This window comes from Flavobacterium phragmitis (genome assembly GCF_900112575.1).
Classification (GTDB): Bacteria; Bacteroidota; Bacteroidia; order Flavobacteriales; family Flavobacteriaceae; genus Flavobacterium; species Flavobacterium phragmitis.
On sequence record NZ_FOMH01000009.1, the window covers coordinates 257,206 to 277,040 of the forward strand.

Annotated in this window: 13 protein-coding genes; 6 read left to right on the forward strand and 7 right to left on the reverse strand. The window is 34.4% G+C overall.

The window, feature by feature from the left end:
* Nucleotides 1–65: 65 nt before the first annotated feature.
* The 5 genes from BM289_RS17010 (at nt 66) to BM289_RS17030 (ending at nt 8,513) form a co-directional block, all read left to right on the forward strand.
* Entirely contained in the window at nt 66–3,158 is a 3,093-nt protein-coding gene (locus tag BM289_RS17010; RefSeq protein ID WP_091495729.1) for a SusC/RagA family TonB-linked outer membrane protein, read from the forward strand.
* 17 nt (nt 3,159–3,175) lie between these two features.
* Nucleotides 3,176–4,780: a SusD/RagB family nutrient-binding outer membrane lipoprotein gene (locus tag BM289_RS17015; RefSeq protein WP_091495731.1), complete on the forward strand. Its 1,605-nt coding sequence runs from the start codon at nt 3,176–3,178 to the stop codon at nt 4,778–4,780.
* A gap of 172 nt (nt 4,781–4,952) precedes the next feature.
* The gene (locus tag BM289_RS17020) at nt 4,953–6,290 is read left to right on the forward strand and encodes a sugar MFS transporter (protein WP_091495821.1); all 1,338 of its coding nucleotides are present in this window, start codon (nt 4,953–4,955) and stop codon (nt 6,288–6,290) included.
* A gap of 69 nt (nt 6,291–6,359) precedes the next feature.
* On the forward strand, nt 6,360–7,406 hold the full coding sequence (locus tag BM289_RS17025; RefSeq protein ID WP_091495733.1) for a sialidase family protein: 1,047 nt from the start codon (nt 6,360–6,362) through the stop codon (nt 7,404–7,406).
* Nucleotides 7,407–7,559: 153 nt separating this feature from the next.
* On the forward strand, nt 7,560–8,513 hold the full coding sequence (locus BM289_RS17030; RefSeq protein ID WP_244165400.1) for a M20/M25/M40 family metallo-hydrolase: 954 nt from the start codon (nt 7,560–7,562) through the stop codon (nt 8,511–8,513).
* 64 nt (nt 8,514–8,577) lie between these two features.
* Here BM289_RS17030 and BM289_RS17035 read toward each other — a convergent pair whose 3' ends face one another.
* Nucleotides 8,578–8,943 (reverse strand): winged helix-turn-helix transcriptional regulator, encoded by a 366-nt coding sequence (locus BM289_RS17035; protein ID WP_091495735.1) that lies wholly within the window; start codon nt 8,941–8,943, stop codon nt 8,578–8,580.
* An 81-nt stretch (nt 8,944–9,024) separates the two neighbouring features.
* Between BM289_RS17035 and BM289_RS17040 the strand changes: the two genes are divergently transcribed.
* Entirely contained in the window at nt 9,025–9,900 is an 876-nt protein-coding gene (locus tag BM289_RS17040; protein ID WP_091495737.1) for an NmrA family NAD(P)-binding protein, read from the forward strand.
* Between the two features lie 281 nt (nt 9,901–10,181).
* On the opposite strand, the gene BM289_RS17045 is transcribed toward BM289_RS17040, so the two are convergent.
* From BM289_RS17045 to BM289_RS17070, 6 genes are all read right to left on the reverse strand, one after another.
* Nucleotides 10,182–11,510, reverse strand: coding sequence for a hypothetical protein (locus tag BM289_RS17045; RefSeq protein WP_091495739.1), 1,329 nt, complete (start codon nt 11,508–11,510; stop codon nt 10,182–10,184).
* A gap of 37 nt (nt 11,511–11,547) precedes the next feature.
* Nucleotides 11,548–13,941 carry a TonB-dependent receptor gene (locus tag BM289_RS17050; RefSeq protein WP_091495741.1) on the reverse strand — a complete coding sequence of 798 codons (2,394 nt, stop codon included), beginning with the start codon at nt 13,939–13,941 and terminating at the stop codon, nt 11,548–11,550.
* Nucleotides 13,942–14,212: 271 nt separating this feature from the next.
* Nucleotides 14,213–15,205 (reverse strand): FAD:protein FMN transferase, encoded by a 993-nt coding sequence (locus BM289_RS17055; RefSeq protein ID WP_091495825.1) that lies wholly within the window; start codon nt 15,203–15,205, stop codon nt 14,213–14,215.
* Between the two features lie 136 nt (nt 15,206–15,341).
* Nucleotides 15,342–17,525, reverse strand: coding sequence for a PepSY domain-containing protein (locus BM289_RS17060; RefSeq protein ID WP_091495743.1), 2,184 nt, complete (start codon nt 17,523–17,525; stop codon nt 15,342–15,344).
* Between the two features lie 137 nt (nt 17,526–17,662).
* Nucleotides 17,663–18,145 carry a DUF2271 domain-containing protein gene (locus tag BM289_RS17065; protein WP_091495745.1) on the reverse strand — a complete coding sequence of 161 codons (483 nt, stop codon included), beginning with the start codon at nt 18,143–18,145 and terminating at the stop codon, nt 17,663–17,665.
* A gap of 120 nt (nt 18,146–18,265) precedes the next feature.
* Nucleotides 18,266–19,762 (reverse strand): ankyrin repeat domain-containing protein, encoded by a 1,497-nt coding sequence (locus BM289_RS17070; protein ID WP_091495747.1) that lies wholly within the window; start codon nt 19,760–19,762, stop codon nt 18,266–18,268.
* Between the last annotated feature and the right edge of the window lie 73 nt (nt 19,763–19,835).

Below are 19,835 nucleotides of genomic sequence, written 5' to 3' on the forward strand. Positions count from 1 at the left end.
TATGTATTGTTAACAAAACGTATTCCTAAATTTAACATGTTATTAACTCTAAAAAAACAACTAATATGATTAAAAACGTACTAAAATTACTGTTCGTCATATGTATCTTCGGGTTCCAAACCCTAGAAGCACAGACTACAGTAAAAGGAACGATAACAGATGCTGTTAGCGGAATTCCGATTCCTGGAGCAAATATTATTGTTAAAGGAACAAGAACAAGTGCTTCATCAGATTTTGATGGAAAATACAGCATTAGTGTTCCAAATCAATCATCGGTTTTAGTATTTACTTATGTAGGTTCTGCTACAAAAGAAGTAGCGGTAGGATCACAAACTACTATTAATGTGTCTCTAGGTGCAGACACACAGCAGTTAGGAGAAGTAGTGGTAACGGCTCTTGGTATTAAGAGAGAGAAAAAAGCCATTACGTATTCAGCACAAAACATTGCAGTAGATGAAATTTCTGAAGCAAGATCATTAAACGTTGCCAACTCACTTTCTGGTAAAGTTGCAGGTCTTAACTTCTCTACTACTTCAAATGGTGTTGGTTCTTCTTCCAGAATTACTTTAAGAGGTAACAGATCTCTTACGGGTAACAACCAACCATTGTATGTAGTGGATGGTGTACCAATTAGTAATGGTACTGGTGCAGGTAATGATAATAGTGATACAGGAGGGACAACTCAACCAGACGGTATTTCGAACATTAACCCAGAAGATATTGCTTCGATGACGGTTTTGAAAGGACCATCTGCAGCGGCACTTTATGGTACTAGAGCAAGTAATGGTGTTATCGTTATTACTACTAAATCTGGTAAAGCAGGAAAAACTTCGGTAACCTTGTCATCAAACTTTATGGCTTCGTCTGCTTACAACTTGACAAATTTCCAAAATGAATATGGACAAGGAGATTTAGGAAATTACAGTTCTTCTTCGCCTTCAAGCTGGGGACCAAGATTTGACGGAAGACAAGTTCCGGCATGGCAGCTTGTTCGTAATCCTAATTATGCAGGACCTGCTACTACATCTTACACGGCTCAACCAAACAACGTGCAGGATTTCTACAAAACAGGTTACAACTTAGCCAATACATTATCGGTTACATCTGGAAACGAAAAAGCTCAGGGTTATTTCTCTTATACTAACACACGTGCTGAAGGTATTGTTGGAGGAAACCAAATGGACAGACACAATCTTAATTTAAGATTTACAAGTAAGCTTACAGATAAATTATCATTGGATGCGAAAACAAACTACATCGTTCAAGAAATTGATAATTTGTTAAAAACAGGAGAAGAGTCTATCGGTACTTCTGCTTATTTATTACCTCGTAGTATGAAATACAATGACTACAAAGATTTCGAATACGTTGATGCTGCTGGTGAATTACAAAAAAATTACTTTGTAGATCGTTCAGGAACTCCTGGAGGAAACCCATTCTGGACTGCATTACGTGATAATGATCGTACTGATAAAAGAAACAGATTTATAGGTCTTGCCTCTCTTAAATATGATTTTACAAGTACTTTAAGTTTACAAGTTAGAGCTGGCTTAGATCAGACTACAAATAAAATCGTTACGAAAAGATTCGCTACTGAAGAGTTTAATCAAAACGTAGGTAATTATAATGAATTTTATGAAACAGCAACAGAATTCAATACAGATGCTTTGCTTTCATACAATGAGAAGTTTGGAGATTTTTCTGTAGGAATCAATGCTGGAGCTAACATTTTGAAACAAAATAGTTCTTCATTAAGTGCAGGTGGTCGTTTAGGTAAAAGAAATTATTTCACAATGAGAAATGTACCTGATCCAACGGCAACTACATCGAATTTAGATAAACAAATTAATTCTGTTTATGGGTTTTCTCAAATTGGATTTAGAAATTATTTATTCTTAGATTTAACAGCTAGAAACGACTGGTCTTCTGCTTTACCAGCAAATAATAGATCATTCTTTTATCCTTCTGTAGGTTTATCTGGAGTTATTTCTGATATGGTTGATTTGCCAGAAACAATTAGTTTTGCTAAATTAAGAGCATCTTATGCAAAAGTGGGTAACGATACAGATCCTTACCAAACTAGTTCAAGATTAACATATATTGGTGCAAACGGTGGTATTTTATTCCCACAGTCAACAGCTGGAAATCCAAATTTAAGACCAGAGATGTCAAGTTCAGTTGAATTTGGTGCTGATGTTAGATTTTTCAACAATCGTTTAGGATTAGATGTAACTTACTTCGAAACGAATACAAAAGATCAGATATTCTATATCAATACACCAGAATCTTCTTCAAAATCAAGAGCGATTGTTAATGGTGGAGAAATCCAAAATAAAGGTTTTGAAGCGGTGCTTACAGCAACTCCAATTCAAACAAACAATTTTACATGGGATATTACAACAAACTTTTCAACTTACAAATCTAAAGTAGTTTCTATCTATGAAGGAAGAGATGAATTGATTTTAGGTGAAGGAAGATTGGTTAGAAGCAAAGTAGTATTAGGAGGTGAATACGGTGATTTATATGTTAAAGGTTTCAAAAGAGATCCAAACGGAAATGTTATCGTAAATGATGCAGGTTTACCAGTAGCAACAAACTCATTTGATGTTAGAGCAGGTAACTTTAATCCAGACTGGACAGCAGGTTTTAGAAATAGTTTCAAATACAAAGATTTCTCTTTAAGTTTCCTTGTTGATTTTAGAATTGGTGGTGAAGTTGTTTCTTATACTCAAGCTAGAATGGCAGGTTTAGGGGTAAGTGATGTTACTCTTGCTGGAAGAGATGGATTTGTTGTTCCTGGTGTAGTAGATAATGGTAACGGAACTTACACTCCAAATACAAGAAGTGTTACAGCTGAGGAATACTGGGTATCAATTGGACAAAGAGATCCTTTAGCAGAGCCTTTTATTTATGACGCTACAAACATCAGATTAAGAGAAGCTGTTTTTGGATATTCATTACCAAAACGTCTTTTAGGAGATTCAGGTTTTAAAAGCATCGATTTCTCATTAGTAGGAAGAAATTTATTCTTCTTCTTGAATGAAGCTAAACATTTTGATCCAGAAGCAGGTGCCGGTACAGGAAACTTGCAAGGTGTTGAGTCTTTCAATATTCCAACAACGAGAGAATATGGACTAAATGTTAAATTTGGATTTTAATTAAAAAAAGATATATCATGAAATATAGTTTTAAAATAAAAACATTAGGAGTTGCTTTATTGGCAGGTTCTATTTTATCAAGCTGTACGGGCGATTTTGATGAAATAAATAAAGATCCTAATTCGCTAACAGAAGATCAGTTAGATGCTTCAATGGCTGGACCTGCATTTGCATATGCTTTGTATGGTGGTATTCACAACGGAGCTGCTGATGCTACTGGATGGGCAGATGATCAAGGAACATGGGGTATTGCAACAGGTATTTTATCTTCTACTTTTATCCACTATCTGTCATCAAGTTATGGTACAGAAAGAAATAATTTTAGTGGATATGAAGCGAGAGGATGGACAAGATTTTATACTATTGCTGCTCCAAGTTTAAATTATGCTTTTAAAGCCGCCGAAGGAAATGCTGAAGCTACAGCAGTTCTAAAAATCTGGAAAGTATTTATGTATAATCAGATGGTAGATTTATACGGACCAATTCCTTATTCTCAAGCAGGGAATAATCAAGGAAGTGTTCCTTACGATAGCGTTGAATCTATCTATGAAGACTTTTTTAAATTGTTGGATGAAGCAAATGCTACTTTAGGTGCTTCTTCTACAAGTACAGTTGCTGCTTTTCAAACAACCGACCGAGTTTACCAAGGAAGTGTTGACAAGTGGAGAATTTTTGGTAACAGTTTAAGATTACGTTTAGCATTAAGAATTTCTGATGTACAGCCAGCTAAAGCAAAAACTCAAGCAGAAGCAGCTGTTGCGGCAGGAGTGATGCAGACTAATGACCAAAGCGCTTATTTCCAAGTAAGTTCTGCAACACCAAACAACTTAAACATGGTTGCAAACGGATGGGGTTACAAAATGACAGCTTCTATGGAAAGTCTTTTAGTAGGATACTCTGATCCAAGGTTACAGAAATGGTTTTCACCTGGAATTGGGGGTAACTATATTGGAAGACCTTCTGGATATTTAAGAGGATTTTTTACAGATCAAGACAATGAGTATTTCTCTTCTTTTAATGATGATGTTTTAGGATTAGGACCAGAACCAGGGTCAAATCCTTTGAGTAATAGTAAAAACATCGAAATCTTCATGGCTTCTGAAAATTATTTCTCAAGAGCTGAAGGTGCTTTAAATGGATGGAATATGGGTGGAAGCGCTCAATCTTTGTATGAACAAGGTATTAGATTATCTATGGCACAGTGGGGAATTTCAGATGCTACTGCTATTAATAATTATATTGCAGGAACTGCATTACCTAGTGCTCCAAATGTTAATACGCGTTTCCCTGGTTTAGTAACAGAAAGTATTCCTGTGAAATTACCAGTTGCTTGGTCATCTTCTACTGCTGATCAGCGTACACAAATTGCTGTTCAAAAATATTTAGCTATTTTCCCTGAATCTTGGGAAGCTTTTGCTGACTTAAGAAGAAGTGATGCTAAAATTATTTATCAGCCACTTAACACGGAGAACAATGATGCAGGAGTTGGAAAAAGTTTGATCAAAAGAGTTATCTATGTTACAAACGAATATTCTGCAAACAGAGCCGCTGTTGAAGATGGAATTGTAAAATTAGGAGGCCCAGACACAGGTGGAACTAAACTTTGGTGGGACACAAAATAATTAATTTGGTGAGTAAAGATCGACACAGTCCTTACTTAAAACGCAAAAGGAGAGGTAACTCTCCTTTTGTTTTATACTTATGTCGCTAATTGGCATAAAAATTCTATTAACTAAAAACGATGATGAACTCCAATTCAATACATCATCAAACCAAAAAAAACACAAAATAAAAATGGTTAACGCAAATACCACTAACTCCTCACAAACCAAACCAACCTTAGTACCAATATTAATTATTGCAAGTCTGTTTTTTATTTTCGGGTTTGTAACCTGGATCAATGGCGCATTGATTCCGTTTATGAAGACGATTAATGAATTAACGTCAGCGCAATCTTTACTGGTCGCTTCTGCTTCCTATATTTCATTTGTCGTAATGGCGCTTCCAGCTTCTTTTATTTTAACTAAAATTGGTTATAAAAAAGGAATGTCACTAGGATTGTTCATCATGGGATTTGGAGCTTTAATCTTTATTCCAGCAGCTGAAGCCAGAACATATTGGATGTTTTTAACTGGAATTTTTATTCAGGGAGCGGGAATGACTTTGCTGCAGACTGCTTCAAATCCATATATCACGATTTTAGGACCTATTGAAAGTGCCGCAAAACGAATTTCGATTATGGGAATTTGCAATAAGATTGCCGGAGCATTGGGGTCACTTATTTTTGGTTCTCTTTTATTATCAGGAATCGATGAAATTCAGGAAAAATTAAATCTTGTAAGTACTTCAGAAAAAAATGTATTATTAGACAATATGGCCGACAGTGTTGTGGTTCCTTATATTTCGATGGCGATTGTTTTATTTGTTTTAGGATTATTAATTCTGAAAGCACCGCTGCCAAATGTAGAAGCGGCATCAAATGAAGAAGCTGAAGAAGGAAAAACTGCAAAAACAAGTATTTTCCAGTTTCCGCATCTTTGGTTAGGGGTACTGACATTGTTTATGTACGTGGGAGTAGAAGTAATTGCCGGTGATACCATCATTGCTTACGGAATCGCTTTAGGATTTCCTGCTGCAGATGCTAAATTCTTCACCACATTTACTTTATTAGCAATGGTAGCGACGTATGCTTTAGGAGCATTTTTGATTCCGAAATACATTACGCAGGCTTTAGCTTTAAAGATAAGTGCTGTTTTAGGAATTATATTGTCTTTCTGTATTGTGTTTTCTACTGGATTTACTTCTGTTTTATTTGTAGCAGGATTGGGAATTGCAAATGCCTTGGTTTGGCCAGCGGTTTGGCCTTTAACATTAAATGGTCTAGGGAAATTTACTAAAACTGGAGCTGCTTTATTGGTAATGGCAATTTCTGGAGGAGCAGTGATTCCGCCTTTGTACGGAAAATTCGTTGACGGTACAAAAGCAGATCTTATTGCTCAAGGAATAAATGAAGTAACTGCGACAGCAACAGCTTCAACAAAAGGATATTGGATTTTACTTCCATGTTATATCATTATCCTTTATTACGCTATTTCAGGACATAAAGTGGGTTTGGGAAGCGTTAAAAGTTAAGAGTTAAAAGTGGATTGTTGTATTGGGAGCTTTACTTCATTTATCACATTTCCAAAAAAAAAGAATAAAATGATATCAAAAACAAAATATACTGTTACGACTTTGTTGGCAATCTTTCTTGTTTCTATTGGATCGAAAGCGCAAACAAAAGCAATTAATATAGAGAGCAGTTATATCGCAGATCCTCCTGTAACTACAAATAGTCATGCATCAACTTTAGTGGAACACAAACCAAATGAGATTTTAGCCGCTTGGTTTGGAGGAAAATATGAAGGAGCAAAAGATGTTGGAATTTATATTTCGGATTATAAAGATAAAAAATGGTCAACGCCAAAAGAATTGATTCAGCCGTTAGTTAAAAACGGAGATACACTTCCTTGCTGGAATCCAGTTCTTTTTAAAGCTAAAAGCCAAAATTTGTATCTGTTTTATAAAGTGGGAAAAAATCCAAGAGAATGGTTTGGTGCTATGATTGTTTCAAAAGATAACGGAACAACTTGGGGAGAACCAAAATACCTTCCAGACGGGATTTACGGCCCGATTCGGAATAAACCTATTGAAACTTCTCCAGGTGTAATTTTATGTGGGAGCAGCACAGAAAGTGTAAACACTGATGAATGGAGAATTCACGTAGAAGAATATACAGAAGCAACTGATTCTTGGAAGAAAATTGCAGTAGAAAACAATCAAAATTTTAATGTCATTCAGCCAACATTTTTAATTCATGGCATGACTGATATTCAAATGTTATCTCGAAGCAAACACAACAAAATAGTTTCAAGCTGGTCGGGAGATAACGGAAAAAGCTGGATTAGAACCAATACAATAAATGTGATCAATTCCAATTCAGGAATTGATGCTTTAACGATAAATAAAAACCTTTTCTTATTGGTTAATAATCCTTTACCGCAAGGAAAGGACTGGTTTAACGGACGTAATATTCTTGATGTAGAATATTCAAAAGATGGTCTAAACTGGAGAAAACTATTTGATCTTGAAAAACAGGAAAAAGGCGAATTCAGTTACCCAGCAATTATTCAAACCAGTGATAAAAGAATTCATGTTTTATATACTTATGATCGAAAGTATATTAAACATACCTCTTTTGATTTATAAAATTTGAATAATAGCACGCTGATAAAACGGATTCGCTTTGCAAAAACGCTGATTTTACGGATTTTTTATTCTGTTTTTTATAATATCTGTGTTTATCCGCGTCTTTGCGAAGCAAATCCGTTTCATCCGTGTCTGATCTATAGATAATTAAATATGAAATTAAGACTTCTTTTTACGAGCGCTTTTTTTTGCTGCACTTTCGTGAATGCACAAAAGGCGGAGACCTTTTATAAACACGATAAATATTTGTCTTCTGATAAATTAGAAGGACGTTTTCCTGGAACTAAAGGAAATAATGAAGCTGCCGCTTATATTAAAAAGTACTTTAAAAAGTATGGTTTAAAAGAATTCAATAAATCTTATTATCAATCTTTCAAAGTTTTTGTGAAAGAAGGTATCAATAAGATGAAATCGGATAGTGTTTCGACGCAGAATGTTTTAGGTTATATTGAAGGATCTGACCCAAAACTAAAAAATGAATACATCGTTATTGGAGCACATTACGATCATTGGGGCTGGGGCGGACAAGGTTCTGGAAGTAAAAAGAAAGAAGCATTTGCCATTCACAACGGTGCAGATGATAATGCTTCGGGAGTTTCGGCTTTGTTGTGCATTTTAGAAGAAATTTCAAAGCAAAAAGTTAAACCTAAAAGAAGTATCATTTTTATCTCTTTCAGCGGAGAAGAAGAAGGATTATTAGGTTCTAAATATTTTGTAAATCATCTGCCAGTTCCAAAAGATGCTGTAAAAGTAATGTTGAATATGGATATGGTTGGAAGGCTGAATGATAAAAAAGAGCTCTATATGGGAGGTGCCGGAACTTTTCCAAATGGAGTAGAGCTAATGAAAAAACTGCAGGAAAACTCAGGATTAAATCCAGTTATTCATGCAGGTGATGTAGGGGGATCTGATCACGTCACTTTTTATAAAGAATCGATTTCGGCAGTTGGTTTCCACACTGGAGGACATCCACAATATCATACACCTGAAGATGATATTGATTTGATTAATTCAGATGGCGGTGCTTTAGTGGCAAAATATATTTATAATGCCTTAACGGAAATAGCCAATTATCAAGAAGATTTACTATTTATTAAGCAGAATTAAAATAAAATGAGTTTCATTTTGAATTAGTTAAGTTAGTTTTTGTTGTTTGAAAAGGCGGTGTCTATTAAACGCTATAGACGCCGTCTTTTACTTTAAAGGCCCAAGCAGCCATTGCGTCGATTACAGGCAAAAGCCCTTTTCCTGCTTCACTAAGACTATAAGTAACAAAAGGCGGTACCACAGGTTTAGCTTCGCGAATAACCAAACCATCTGTTTCTAATTGTTTCAAATGCTGAATCAGCATCTTTTCGGTTACAGCTGGAATAGCTCTTTTTAATTCGCTGTACCGTTTGTCTCCAGTCGATAAATGATATAAAATAATAGGTTTCCAATAACCCCCGATTTTCTCCATAACAAAAGTTACGGGACATTTTTCCAAGGCATAATGCTTGTTTTCCTGAATTGTAGAGGATTCTTTAATTGCTGTCATGATACATACTTTAGGGTAAGTACTTGTATAAAAGTAAGTACAAATATACCTTTGTCTTGTTAAATAAAAAAACATTTAAAGATGAAAATTATAATTTCAGGTTCATTAGGAAATATCGGAAAGCCATTAACGGCCCAATTAGTACAATCAGGTCATGATGTAACGGTTATCAGCAGTAATGCAGATCGAAAAGCAGCAATTGAAGCATTGGGTTCAAAAGCAGCAATTGGATCTGTTAGCGATGCTGATTTCCTTGCAGAAACTTTTGCCGGAGCTGATGCCCTTTTTGCCATGACACCACCAAATATGGGCGGAGCAAATATTATCAAAAATACTACTGAAGCAGGTGACGCTTTCGCGAAAGCAATCCAGAAGGCCAACATCAAAAGAGTGGTAATGTTAAGCAGTATTGGAGCCGATTTACCAACAGGAAACGGACCCATTGCAGGTTTGTACAATATTGAGAAAATTTACGAAAAATTAGATACTTCTATTACTTTTTTAAGAGCGGGCTATTTCTATATCAATTTCTTCAATGATATTCCGATGATAAAAGGAGCGGGGATAATGGGAGCTAATTTTCCAGTATCAAATCAAATTCCGTTAGTGCATCCAGAAGATATTGCTTGGGCAGTAGCCGAAGAATTACAGAAAACACAAGAAGGTAAAAATATTCGTTATATTGTTAGTGATGTTAAAACACCTTCAGACATTGTAAACGCTTTTGGAAATGCTATTGGAAAACCAGAATTGCCTTGGGTTGAATTTACAGACGAACAATATTTTGGCGGTATGACACAAGCGGGAGTTCCAGAAGAAATGGCGGGTTTATATACCGAAATGGGAAGTGGACTAAGAAATGAAACCATTGCATCCGATTTTCTTAAAAATGATGGAAAAGCTGAGGGTAAAATCAAACTAGAAGATTTTGCTAAAGAATTTGCTTCAAAATTCTAATCATAAGCTGTTGGTTAGAATTTTAAACACATAGAAACATAGTTTTATAAACTTGAAAAAGGCGTTTCACTTGTTTAAAAACATAAAGCTTGCTTTTTCTATAATTTTAAACGGAAGCAGTGAAAATCTATGTATCTATGTGTTTAAACAAGATACACTCCAACTGCTCATAGTCTATTAAAAAAAACATTCCGCTTACTATAAATAGAAGCGGAATGTCTAATTAAAAAAAAACTCAAGTGATGAATTACATACAGTTTGTAATCATAACTGTATATTTTTTAGAATACCCCAATGTAGTGGTTTCCTGGTTTGTTTACTAATTTAGCACCTTTAGTAACTCTTCCAGAAGGAATATCAATTACGTAAATGTTACCGTCTTTTCCAACTGGAGTAACAGCGATATAGAAGTTGTTTCCATCCACAACAAAACCTTGGTATTGACCGAAGTTTAAGTCAGCATCATAAGCAATATCTTCTACTTTTGTAGCTGTTCTGGCGTTTAAGTCTAATCTTGCCAAGAAACCTTGTTCTGTTCCTTCATATGTGTAAACAGCATAGGCAATTCCGTTACCAACATATCTCCAAGCATCGATATAAGAACCTTTAATTCCGAGAGCAGTATCTAAACTAAACACATAAGAATTATCATATTCATTGCTTTGATTGATTTTTAAAATATAAGAACCTTTTTGAGTATCTCTTTGTGTAGCTTGGTAAATGTTTCCGTCTGTAGCCACAAAACTGTTGAAACTTCTGTATCCACTTGTGTCACCAAATCCAACTGTAGAAGTAATTACTTTTGGATTTTCTAAAGAAGGATAATCAACTACAACAGATTTAGATCCTAAACGTGTAAAGCTTGAAGCATTTTGTCCTGTTGCAGGATCAGTTTTACGCATCCAAGTACCAATGATTAATTTGTTTCCTGCTTTGTTTAATGTTGGAGCATCTAAACGGAAAAGGTGGTGTCCTTGTGCTTCTTCTTCAGCAGTTAGTGGAATTTCATATTGTTTGTAACCTGAAATTAAAGTTTGCTGCAAATCTAAAGCCAATACAGTAGCAATTCCTCTTGTATATTTATATGATTTGTCTTCATTTGTATTTACAACTGGAGTAGTAATATTTACAGCAACTCCTGTTTTATCACCATCAAAAAGTTTTACCCATCTTGGAGATGTACCTGCATATTGAGAAATATTAACTTTTGCCTGAGATTCTGCAAAGGCATTTCCTCCATTAACTTTATAGGTCATGAATTCACCTCCATTAGCTCCTGTATAAGTGATGTTAAAAAGGGTACTTCCATCTACAGAAGATTGCAAACGAGCAGTTCTGTTTGATTGTACAGCTACACCCTGATCGTAAACATTTACAGAAAAATTAGGATCAATTGCATTCTCTTTGCTGATTGCGTAAATTCTTGTTCCGCCATTTCCATCACCTGGATCTGTCTGCATTAAAGCTCCTGCTACAGTAATCCAACGGCCATCAGTTATTGGATTTACAGGTTCTGAGTTTTTATTATCGTCACTGCTGCAAGAAGTAGTTAACGCTAATGCACCTAGTATTAAACCAGATGTAAATAGTTTAAAAGTGTTCTTTTTCATATTATTCGATTTAAAAAATTAGTTATTTATACTGTGATTAGAATTTATTAATAGCATAATTCAGTTTGATAAAAAATGCTCTTCCCGGTTTTTGGGCTGCGAAATTGTCGTAAACCTGCTCGTCAAAAATATTTTTAGCATCAAGGCTTACTACAAATTGTTTATTAGGAAAAGCATAGCTTAGACCTAAATCCTGCGGAAACTGAGCTGTAGTTCTGTCAATTTCCAGCCAAGAAGTATAAAATGGAGCGACATAACCGCAATAGTAATACAGATTCAATTCTGATTTGCTTTGAATTACATTTTTAAAATTGTATTGCAGATTACCGTTTACAGTGAAATAAGGCTCATTTGGTAATTGTTTATTGTATAAAGGAAGAATATTTCCGTTTTTGTCGTATTTATCTTTGTACAGTGAATTGAATTTAGAAAGGTTGATGCCAGCAAATAATTTTTCTTTAAACGAATATTGAAGCGAAGCCTCAAAGCCTACTGATTGTGCTTTTCCTAAATTGACAAATGGAGAAGCTTGAACCGCTTCGTTAAGGCGATCACTGATCTGACGGACAATCTTATCCTCAGTATTTCTCCAAAAAGCATTTCCGTATAGGTTGAATTTATGTTTGTTAATTAAGTAAGGGCCAAGTCTAAGACCAGCATTTATATTATTGCTTTGTTCTGGACCTAAATTAGCATTACTCAGAATATTTTCGCCAGGAAGTCCAAAGATTTCATTTTCAGAAGGCAGTCGAATTGCTTTTTCAGCAGAAAACATTAATAATACTTTTGGCACAATCGCATAAGAACCTGCAAAACCATAACCCGTAAAATTGGTTTTTTTAGATGTTGTTTCAACGACCAATGTGTTTTGACCATTTTGATTAGCTAATCTTGGCGTAATTTGTTCGGTTTTTAAATTATAATTTTTAAGGAATAAGTTACCTTTTAAACGAGAATTAAAAGCCTGCATTTCATAAGCAAGTGAAGATACGGTTTTACTTAAATCACGCGTTGCCATAAAATTACGAACTAGTTCCGGTTGCATTTCATCAAATTCATTTCGATCTACAGTATAAAACATTCCGTTTGCCATGATTTTATGGTTTTCGGTAACATTGTAAGTAAATCCGGCTCTTGTATTAAAAATATCCGATTTTTGATGGTTTATCGTTGGAGCTCCCTGCTGAGCACCAGTTACCGATAAAATTGGCTGACCGTACAAGCCTATTGCTCTTTCTCCGTTCCAATTATAATTCCATTTAACCGTATCGTTTACAACATCGTTTCTATGGCTGTAAACAGAAATTATAGAGAAATCAAGTTTTTTTATTAAGAAATCTTTTTTGTTATAATTTAAGCTAAACACATTGGCAGCAGATTCGCTAAAACGTCCTTTATATGGTTTTGTCATATACTGACCGTGCTGAATCTGATTGAAGTCTTGAGAACCATTATAGCTGATCGAGAAATTATCGGCCCATTCTACATCAGTAAAACCAGCTTCAAGTCTGCCTCCATAAGAGCGATACATGCTTTCAAATCGTTTTGCTCTGATGTAATCGTAACGTCCGTTTGGTAAAATATTATAGACAAATCTGCCCCAGACTTCGTAATCGTTGTCAGAATAATTTTGGAATCCGTTTGCTTTAACCGTAAAACCAGATTTATCTCGGTAGGTAGTACTAAAATTGGATTGAATAGTATTAAAAGAACCATAAGAAACTGAAGCTGCAATCATATTTTTAGATCCCTTTTTTAGAATCACATTAATTGCTCCTCCCAATGAATCGTCTGCTAAATAAGCAGGAACTACACCTTTATAAACCTCAATTCTTTCGATTAATGCTGGCGGAATACTATTCAAACTGAATGAAGCTCCATAAGTTTGAATCGGAATTCCATCAATAAAAATTCGTATGGCATTTCCAGACATTCCGTTAATGTTGTATGTAACGGCAGAACCCAAGCCTCCGTTTTGTCTGATTCTAACGCCACCAGAACGATCTAATAAATCATTAGTCTGAAGATTTCTTTTTGCGGCTTCCTGTGTTTCAATGACATTTACGGCAAAACCTTTCTCCATTATTTCTTTTCTAAAAGAAGATTTTTTGATTACAACCTCCTCCAAATCTTTAGGGCCATTTCGATCCAAGGAAATATTAAGTTCTGTATTCGGTTTGTTGATGTTTACTTTGGTAGTTCTTGTTTGTCCTTCCATAGAAGAAGTCTCCAAGATATACTCCCCATACTTTAAGTCTTTAAATTCATAACGACCAAAATCATTTACGATGGCATATTTTTGAGTTCCTTTTATAATAACTGTAGAACCATAGGCTAATTCATTAGTTCCAAATGTCACTTTCCCTGTAAGATTTCCAGTTTGTGACCAGCTTGTAATTGTAATAAAAAATAAAAGTAAAATTGTTCTCATATTGAGTATTGCGTATAAAGTGCTGCAAACTTATATGATAATTTAAATTTAATCTAAATAAAGTAATTAGAAGATTATTAGATTTACATTAAAGATTTTAATGTTGAAGAAATATTGCTTATGTGTTTGATTATTAGTGTTTTGAAATAAATGTCTGATAAAATGAAAAACCATATAAATTATATAAAAACAATCAAGAAAAACTTAAAATACTTATATGACTTATATGGTTTAATACTTTATACTTTTGACGGCAAAAATATTGTTTAGCTTACAATTTATAAGCAAAGTTCTTAGACTTTATCACTTTTCCTTTATCTGTAATCATGACACAGCTGTATTGTGGGAATTTTTGAAGTAATAATAATCCTTCGGTCTGCCCTAAAACCATCATCGAAGTACTTAATCCGTTGGCAGTTTCGGCGTTTGGACCTACAACAGTTACACTGCATAAACCTGCTGTAGGATATCCAGTAGCTGGATTTATAATATGGGAATAACGTTTGCCATTAAAAACAACAAACTTTTCATAACTGCCAGAAGTAGTAATAGCGCCATCTTTTAACGGAATTGCAGCTAAAATTTTCTCAGGTTTAAACGGATTTGTAATTCCGATTTTCCAATCCTTTCCATTAGGTTGTTTTCCCCAAGTGCTCATATCGCCAGAACCATTAATAATTCCGGCTTCAATTCCTTTTTGAATCATCATGGCACGGCATTTATCAGTCGCATAACCTTCGCCTAAAGCGCCGAAACCGATTTTCATTCCTTTTAGTTTTAAGAAAATAGTCGATTCTACGCTATCCAAAATGATATTTTTATAACCCACTTTTTCTACCGATTTTTTTATGGTTTCCGCCGATGGCATTTCGGTCATTGAACCGTCAAACTTCCAGATTCTGTCCATTGCGGCAAAGCTAACATCAAATCCGCCATTAGTAATTTCTGATAATTTGATGGCTCTTTGTGCTAATTCAAAAACTTCGCGATCTACTTTTACTGGTTTTACTCCCGCATTTTGATTCACTTCAGAAACCTGAGAATCGGGTTTCCAATCTGAAATTAGATTTTCTATTCGGGTAATTTCTGCAATAACTTCATTGATATTTTGCTCAGCAGATAACGAGTCTTTTGCTACAATGCTAATATCGAAGCGACCGCCCATTAAAAGAGTGGTTCTTTTTCGTAAAACTTGTGAATAGCCTGATAAGCTTTGAAGCATTACAAAAAGAATTAGAAGTTTATGTATAATTGATTTTTGCATAAAACCATTTTTAATTGAATAACGCTCTGATGAAACATAATATTTAAATTCCAAATTCCAAATTCCAAATTCCAAATTTCAATCTACAATCTATATTCTATATTCTATATTCTATATTCTATATTCTGCAAATCTCTTAATAGCAATCCGTTAATAATTGGCCATTCTCTTTGTATTCCAAAAGCGTTTTTGTTCCATTAGACAAACATATTTCATCCAAAACAATTTCAACATCTTTCTGCATGGCGAGCGAACCACAAATCATAATTACACCGTCACTTTTCAATAAATTCATAAAAAAGACTGCATCATTTTTAATCAAATCCATTACATAAATATGTTCGGCCTCACGCGATAGAGCTACATGAAAATGCTCTAAGTGTTCTTTCTGAATCATTATACCAGCAAACTTTTTATAAGCCATCAGCGTAGGCGTAATCATTCTGAAACCGCTGTACAAATGAATTTCTTTCTTTGCTTTATTTTGTTCTATCATTCCTAAAAATGGAGCAATTCCAGTTCCGTTTGAAATGAAAGCTACCTTTGAAGCTTTCTTTGGAAGATGAAAAGCTGGATTTTTGATGATTCTCGCTTTTATTGTATTTCCAGGTTCTAAATTATTTAAATAGCCAGACCCCAATCCGTTTGGATGAAGTTTTACAACCAATTGAATATTGCCAGAATGATTTCCGATAGAGTAGAGGCGTTCTCTAGAATCATTGGCAGGATAAATGGCTAATAAATCACCAGAAGCAAATTTGGTTCTTGAATTGGCACGTAATGTCAATATAAAAGTATGTTCCGTATCTGAAATTGGTGTTTTATCCAAAACCATTAATTTGTCTAATCCTTTTGGAACATGATTGTATAAAGATGGTGTTGTGGCTAATTGAATTCCTGTTTTAGCGCTCCATAATTTTACCCATTCTACAAACTCCACAGCCGATTTGTCGTTTACAGTCTGCAATTCTAAATAACGTTCTGCCCAGTTTTGTTTGGCTAAAAGATTATCAATTTCAATGGCAAATCCGCAGAAATCAGGATAGGATTTAGAACCAAAACCAACAACAGAATACTTAATTTTCTGTTCTTGATTTTGTTTTTCTAATAAGGCTTTGAATTTATTTCCGTTAGAAGGCGCATCTCCCAAACCATGAGTCGAAGAAAAAACAATAATATGTTCTGCCTTTGGATAAACCGAAAAACGATTTAATTCGGTAATAAAAACTTTATGCCCATGACCAATTAATTGTTTCGAAATGGCATTGGCAAACCTAAAAGAACTTCCGTTTTCAGATCCAACTAAAAGAATAAAAGTGCTTTCGTGTGCTTTAAATTTATTTTTAATTCGGCTTGACCTTCTTTTCAAAGTAATAGCAAAACCAGAATAAATAAAGAACAAAATATTGATACAGGCGATAGCCAAAATTACAGCCCAGATTCCGTTAATTCTTCCGGTATGAAGATCAAGACTCAATGCCGCATATTGAGCAGTCATTGGCGAAAGCTTTTCACTAATTAAAGCACCTGTAACCTGATTTACTTCGACTTCGCGGTCTTTTAATTCGATGATATAATATTCTTCAGGATCATCTGTAAAAGGAAATTCGATTTTCTTTACATCAGCTAATAAAGTCGTTTTAAAGATTGAAGTCGTTTTGGCTTTCGCCGAAAGTTCAGTCTTAACGGGTTTTGCTTTTTCTTCACCCATAAAAAAGTTGAATCTTTCCAATGACAAATAAGTTCCTGTTAAAGCAATAATCAAAATCGGGATTAGAGCCAAACGTCCTAAAACAACATGATAATATTGAGCGAAATATTCTTTAATTACTTTGGAAAAGAAGTTGCGAATACCACGCTGTCTTTTTAGTACCAATACAAATCCTGAAAGGGAAATTAGTAACAAACAAAACGAAATCACGCCAACAAAAAATCTTCCCGCTTCATGAAGAAACAACGAACGGTGAAAACTGTTAATCCATTTAATGAATTCACTTTTCTTTACTGGAGTTCCTAAAGCTTTACCTGTTTTTGGATCGATATAAGCGTTAACGTCATTCCCGTCTTCGTCAATTGCCTGAAGCGTTACAAATTGATTATAATCAACACTTAATTCGGTAATTTCTGGATAGGCTTTTTTTAGAATTGGAAGCGTTTCTCCCAAAGTTATTTTATTGAAATTTTCTGCTTTGTACGGAAGTGTTTTTTCCTGTACTGCATCAACAGCGAGAATGATACCCGTTACCGAAGCTAAAAGCAAAAAAATAGAAGAAAACAAGGCCAAAGCCAAATGTGCGTAACGCCAGAAAGAAAGAGTCATTGCGTGTATTCTAGAAATGGAATTAAATGTTTAAAGCTTTGTCAAAATTAGAAAATTTGACAAAGCTTGGTTTTTATTTAAAGTATAAAAATAGAATTTATACTTTAACAAGAGGTTAAAAGTAAAATACTAAAGTTTTATATTTTGTTTAATCTTACGTATTTGATGTATCCTTTACCGTCTGTTTTTTCAGCGATACCTTCTGTAGTAAGTGGAATTTCAAGATCACTCACATAATATTTCTGATCTTCAACAGCCGTTTCAAAACGTAGTTTGTATCCTTTATTGATTTTAGAATTTTCGATTTCGATAGTCGTTACGCTGCGGTCTCCACCTGTAACAGAAGCTCCTGTTTTAGCGCTGATATCATCATTTTTTTGAGTATGGAATTTGTTCCATTCTTTTAATGATTTGTACCATTTTTTATCATCGCCCATTACATAAAGTGTTTTTTCGTATTCTCCGTTTGCATTAATTAAAGAAACTACGATATAAGCACCTTCTCCCATATAATTGTTCATCTGAAGCATACATTTGTATTTGCTAGACTGCGCATTAGATTGGAAAGAAGCTAAAAAGATAAAAGCACTTGTTAGGGCAATTTTGAATATAGATTTCATGAATTTAAGTTATGTGTTATAAGTTATATGTTATGAGTTCAAAATTTAAGTTAAGAGTTATGCGTTCGGTATGAAATTGAACGTATAACTCATAACCTTAAACTCTTAACTTTACAGTGATTATTTTAAAAATTCTACAGAGATATTATTTTTTGTAAGTAAATCATTTTCTTTTGCTAAAGCATAAGCCGTTTCGTCAAACTCAGTGCTGATGTCTTTTTTAGCTCCTACAGAAACTAGATATTTTAGAATTACATCATCTTTAGAAGTCATGGCTGCTCTATGAAGCGCCGTTAAACCATCTTTGTTTTTAGCATTAATGTCTACTTTTAAATCAGTGATTTTTTTCAAAAGCGAAACATCATTTTTAGTGATAGCTAAATGATATAAAGTGTTTCCGTCTTTTTGAGCAGTTGCTAAATTCAATCCTTTAGCCTGAATCAATTTTGCTTTTGTATCAAACGGATCTTCTTTTGGAGTTTCTCTTTCTCTTCCTGCTGGACGATAAGATTGTACTAAATAAACGCCTAAATTATTTCCATCTTTATCTTTTACATTTGCGTCAGCACCTTTAGCCAAAAGTAAACTTACAGCTTCTGGCGAACCATTTCTTACGGCATAAGTTAAAGCAGATTCTCCTTTTAAGTTTTGTGCATTTATGTTTTTAGCTTTTGGAAGAAAAAGTTCTAAAACAGCAGTTTCTCTTGCCGAAGCAGCAGCCATTAACGGAGTATTTCCTTCTTTATCAGCCTTGTTTACATCGACACCTTTATCTAAGAAATATTTAATGATTTCGGTTTGATTTGGTTTTCCAGCTAAAATATGCAAAACATTTTGTCCTGCTTTATTTTGAGCAGTTGCTTTGATTTTTACTTCCTCAACCAAATATTTGTAAGTTTCAATTGGATTAGTTTCTCTACGGCTTCCTTGAGCAGCGATCAAAAGAGCAGATTCAGTTGGTTTAATTCCTTTTTCTAAAAGTTTTTTCAAAAGCGGAATATTTCCAGATCTCGCAGCATAAGTAAATGCAGTGTTTCCGTCGCTGTCAACATCTTTCAAAGACATTCCTTTAGTAGCAAAATATTCTGCAGCTTTTAAATCTTTATCAGAGGCAATGGCTAAAAGCAAAAGATTAGCGCCATTTGCATATTTTTTTGTTGGATTTACACCGGCTTTAAAAAATGCATCATACATCGCAGGATCTGATTGGCCGTTTGAAGCAGCAAAATCTGCTGGAGCTGTACCATGACTGTCTTCAAAATTAACATCAGAACCTTTAGCAATTAAATATTGAACTAATTCTGTGTTTCCTCTGTAAGCGGCCCAGTGTAAATAAATACGATTATCGTGAGTTGGTTTAGTAATTGAATTTCCTGGCTGTTCTACTAAGAATTTGATAGTTTCAATAGGAGCATCATTATTGATGGCTAAAGTTGTAACATCAAAAGCATTTATATTGGCTTCAGCAGGGTTATTTCCTTTTGCTATTTCTGCCTTAACTGTTTCTACGCTTGGAGAAGTTTTCCAGAAAGATTGTTCTAACAGAGTATTTTTTTGCTGTGCACTTGCAAAAAGTGTTGCAGCAAGGGCAAAACAAACGAAAAAGTTCTTTTTCATGATATGCTATTTATGGTTATTGAATTGTACAAGAGTTAATTTACTTTTGGAAATTTAATCATCTATTTAGAAT

What these genes read in the sequence shown, in the direction of transcription:
- BM289_RS17010 (WP_091495729.1), top strand. Translation starts at nt 66, where the DNA reads ATGATTAAAAACGTACTAAAATTACTGTTCGTCATATGTATCTTCGGG.
- BM289_RS17015 (WP_091495731.1), top strand. Translation starts at nt 3,176, where the DNA reads ATGAAATATAGTTTTAAAATAAAAACATTAGGAGTTGCTTTATTGGCA.
- BM289_RS17020 (WP_091495821.1), top strand. Translation starts at nt 4,953, where the DNA reads ATGGTTAACGCAAATACCACTAACTCCTCACAAACCAAACCAACCTTA.
- BM289_RS17025 (WP_091495733.1), top strand. Translation starts at nt 6,360, where the DNA reads ATGATATCAAAAACAAAATATACTGTTACGACTTTGTTGGCAATCTTT.
- BM289_RS17030 (WP_244165400.1), top strand. Translation starts at nt 7,560, where the DNA reads ATGAAATTAAGACTTCTTTTTACGAGCGCTTTTTTTTGCTGCACTTTC.
- BM289_RS17035 (WP_091495735.1), bottom strand. Translation starts at nt 8,943, where the DNA reads ATGACAGCAATTAAAGAATCCTCTACAATTCAGGAAAACAAGCATTAT.
- BM289_RS17040 (WP_091495737.1), top strand. Translation starts at nt 9,025, where the DNA reads ATGAAAATTATAATTTCAGGTTCATTAGGAAATATCGGAAAGCCATTA.
- BM289_RS17045 (WP_091495739.1), bottom strand. Translation starts at nt 11,510, where the DNA reads ATGAAAAAGAACACTTTTAAACTATTTACATCTGGTTTAATACTAGGT.
- BM289_RS17050 (WP_091495741.1), bottom strand. Translation starts at nt 13,941, where the DNA reads ATGAGAACAATTTTACTTTTATTTTTTATTACAATTACAAGCTGGTCA.
- BM289_RS17055 (WP_091495825.1), bottom strand. Translation starts at nt 15,205, where the DNA reads ATGCAAAAATCAATTATACATAAACTTCTAATTCTTTTTGTAATGCTT.
- BM289_RS17060 (WP_091495743.1), bottom strand. Translation starts at nt 17,525, where the DNA reads ATGACTCTTTCTTTCTGGCGTTACGCACATTTGGCTTTGGCCTTGTTT.
- BM289_RS17065 (WP_091495745.1), bottom strand. Translation starts at nt 18,145, where the DNA reads ATGAAATCTATATTCAAAATTGCCCTAACAAGTGCTTTTATCTTTTTA.
- BM289_RS17070 (WP_091495747.1), bottom strand. Translation starts at nt 19,762, where the DNA reads ATGAAAAAGAACTTTTTCGTTTGTTTTGCCCTTGCTGCAACACTTTTT.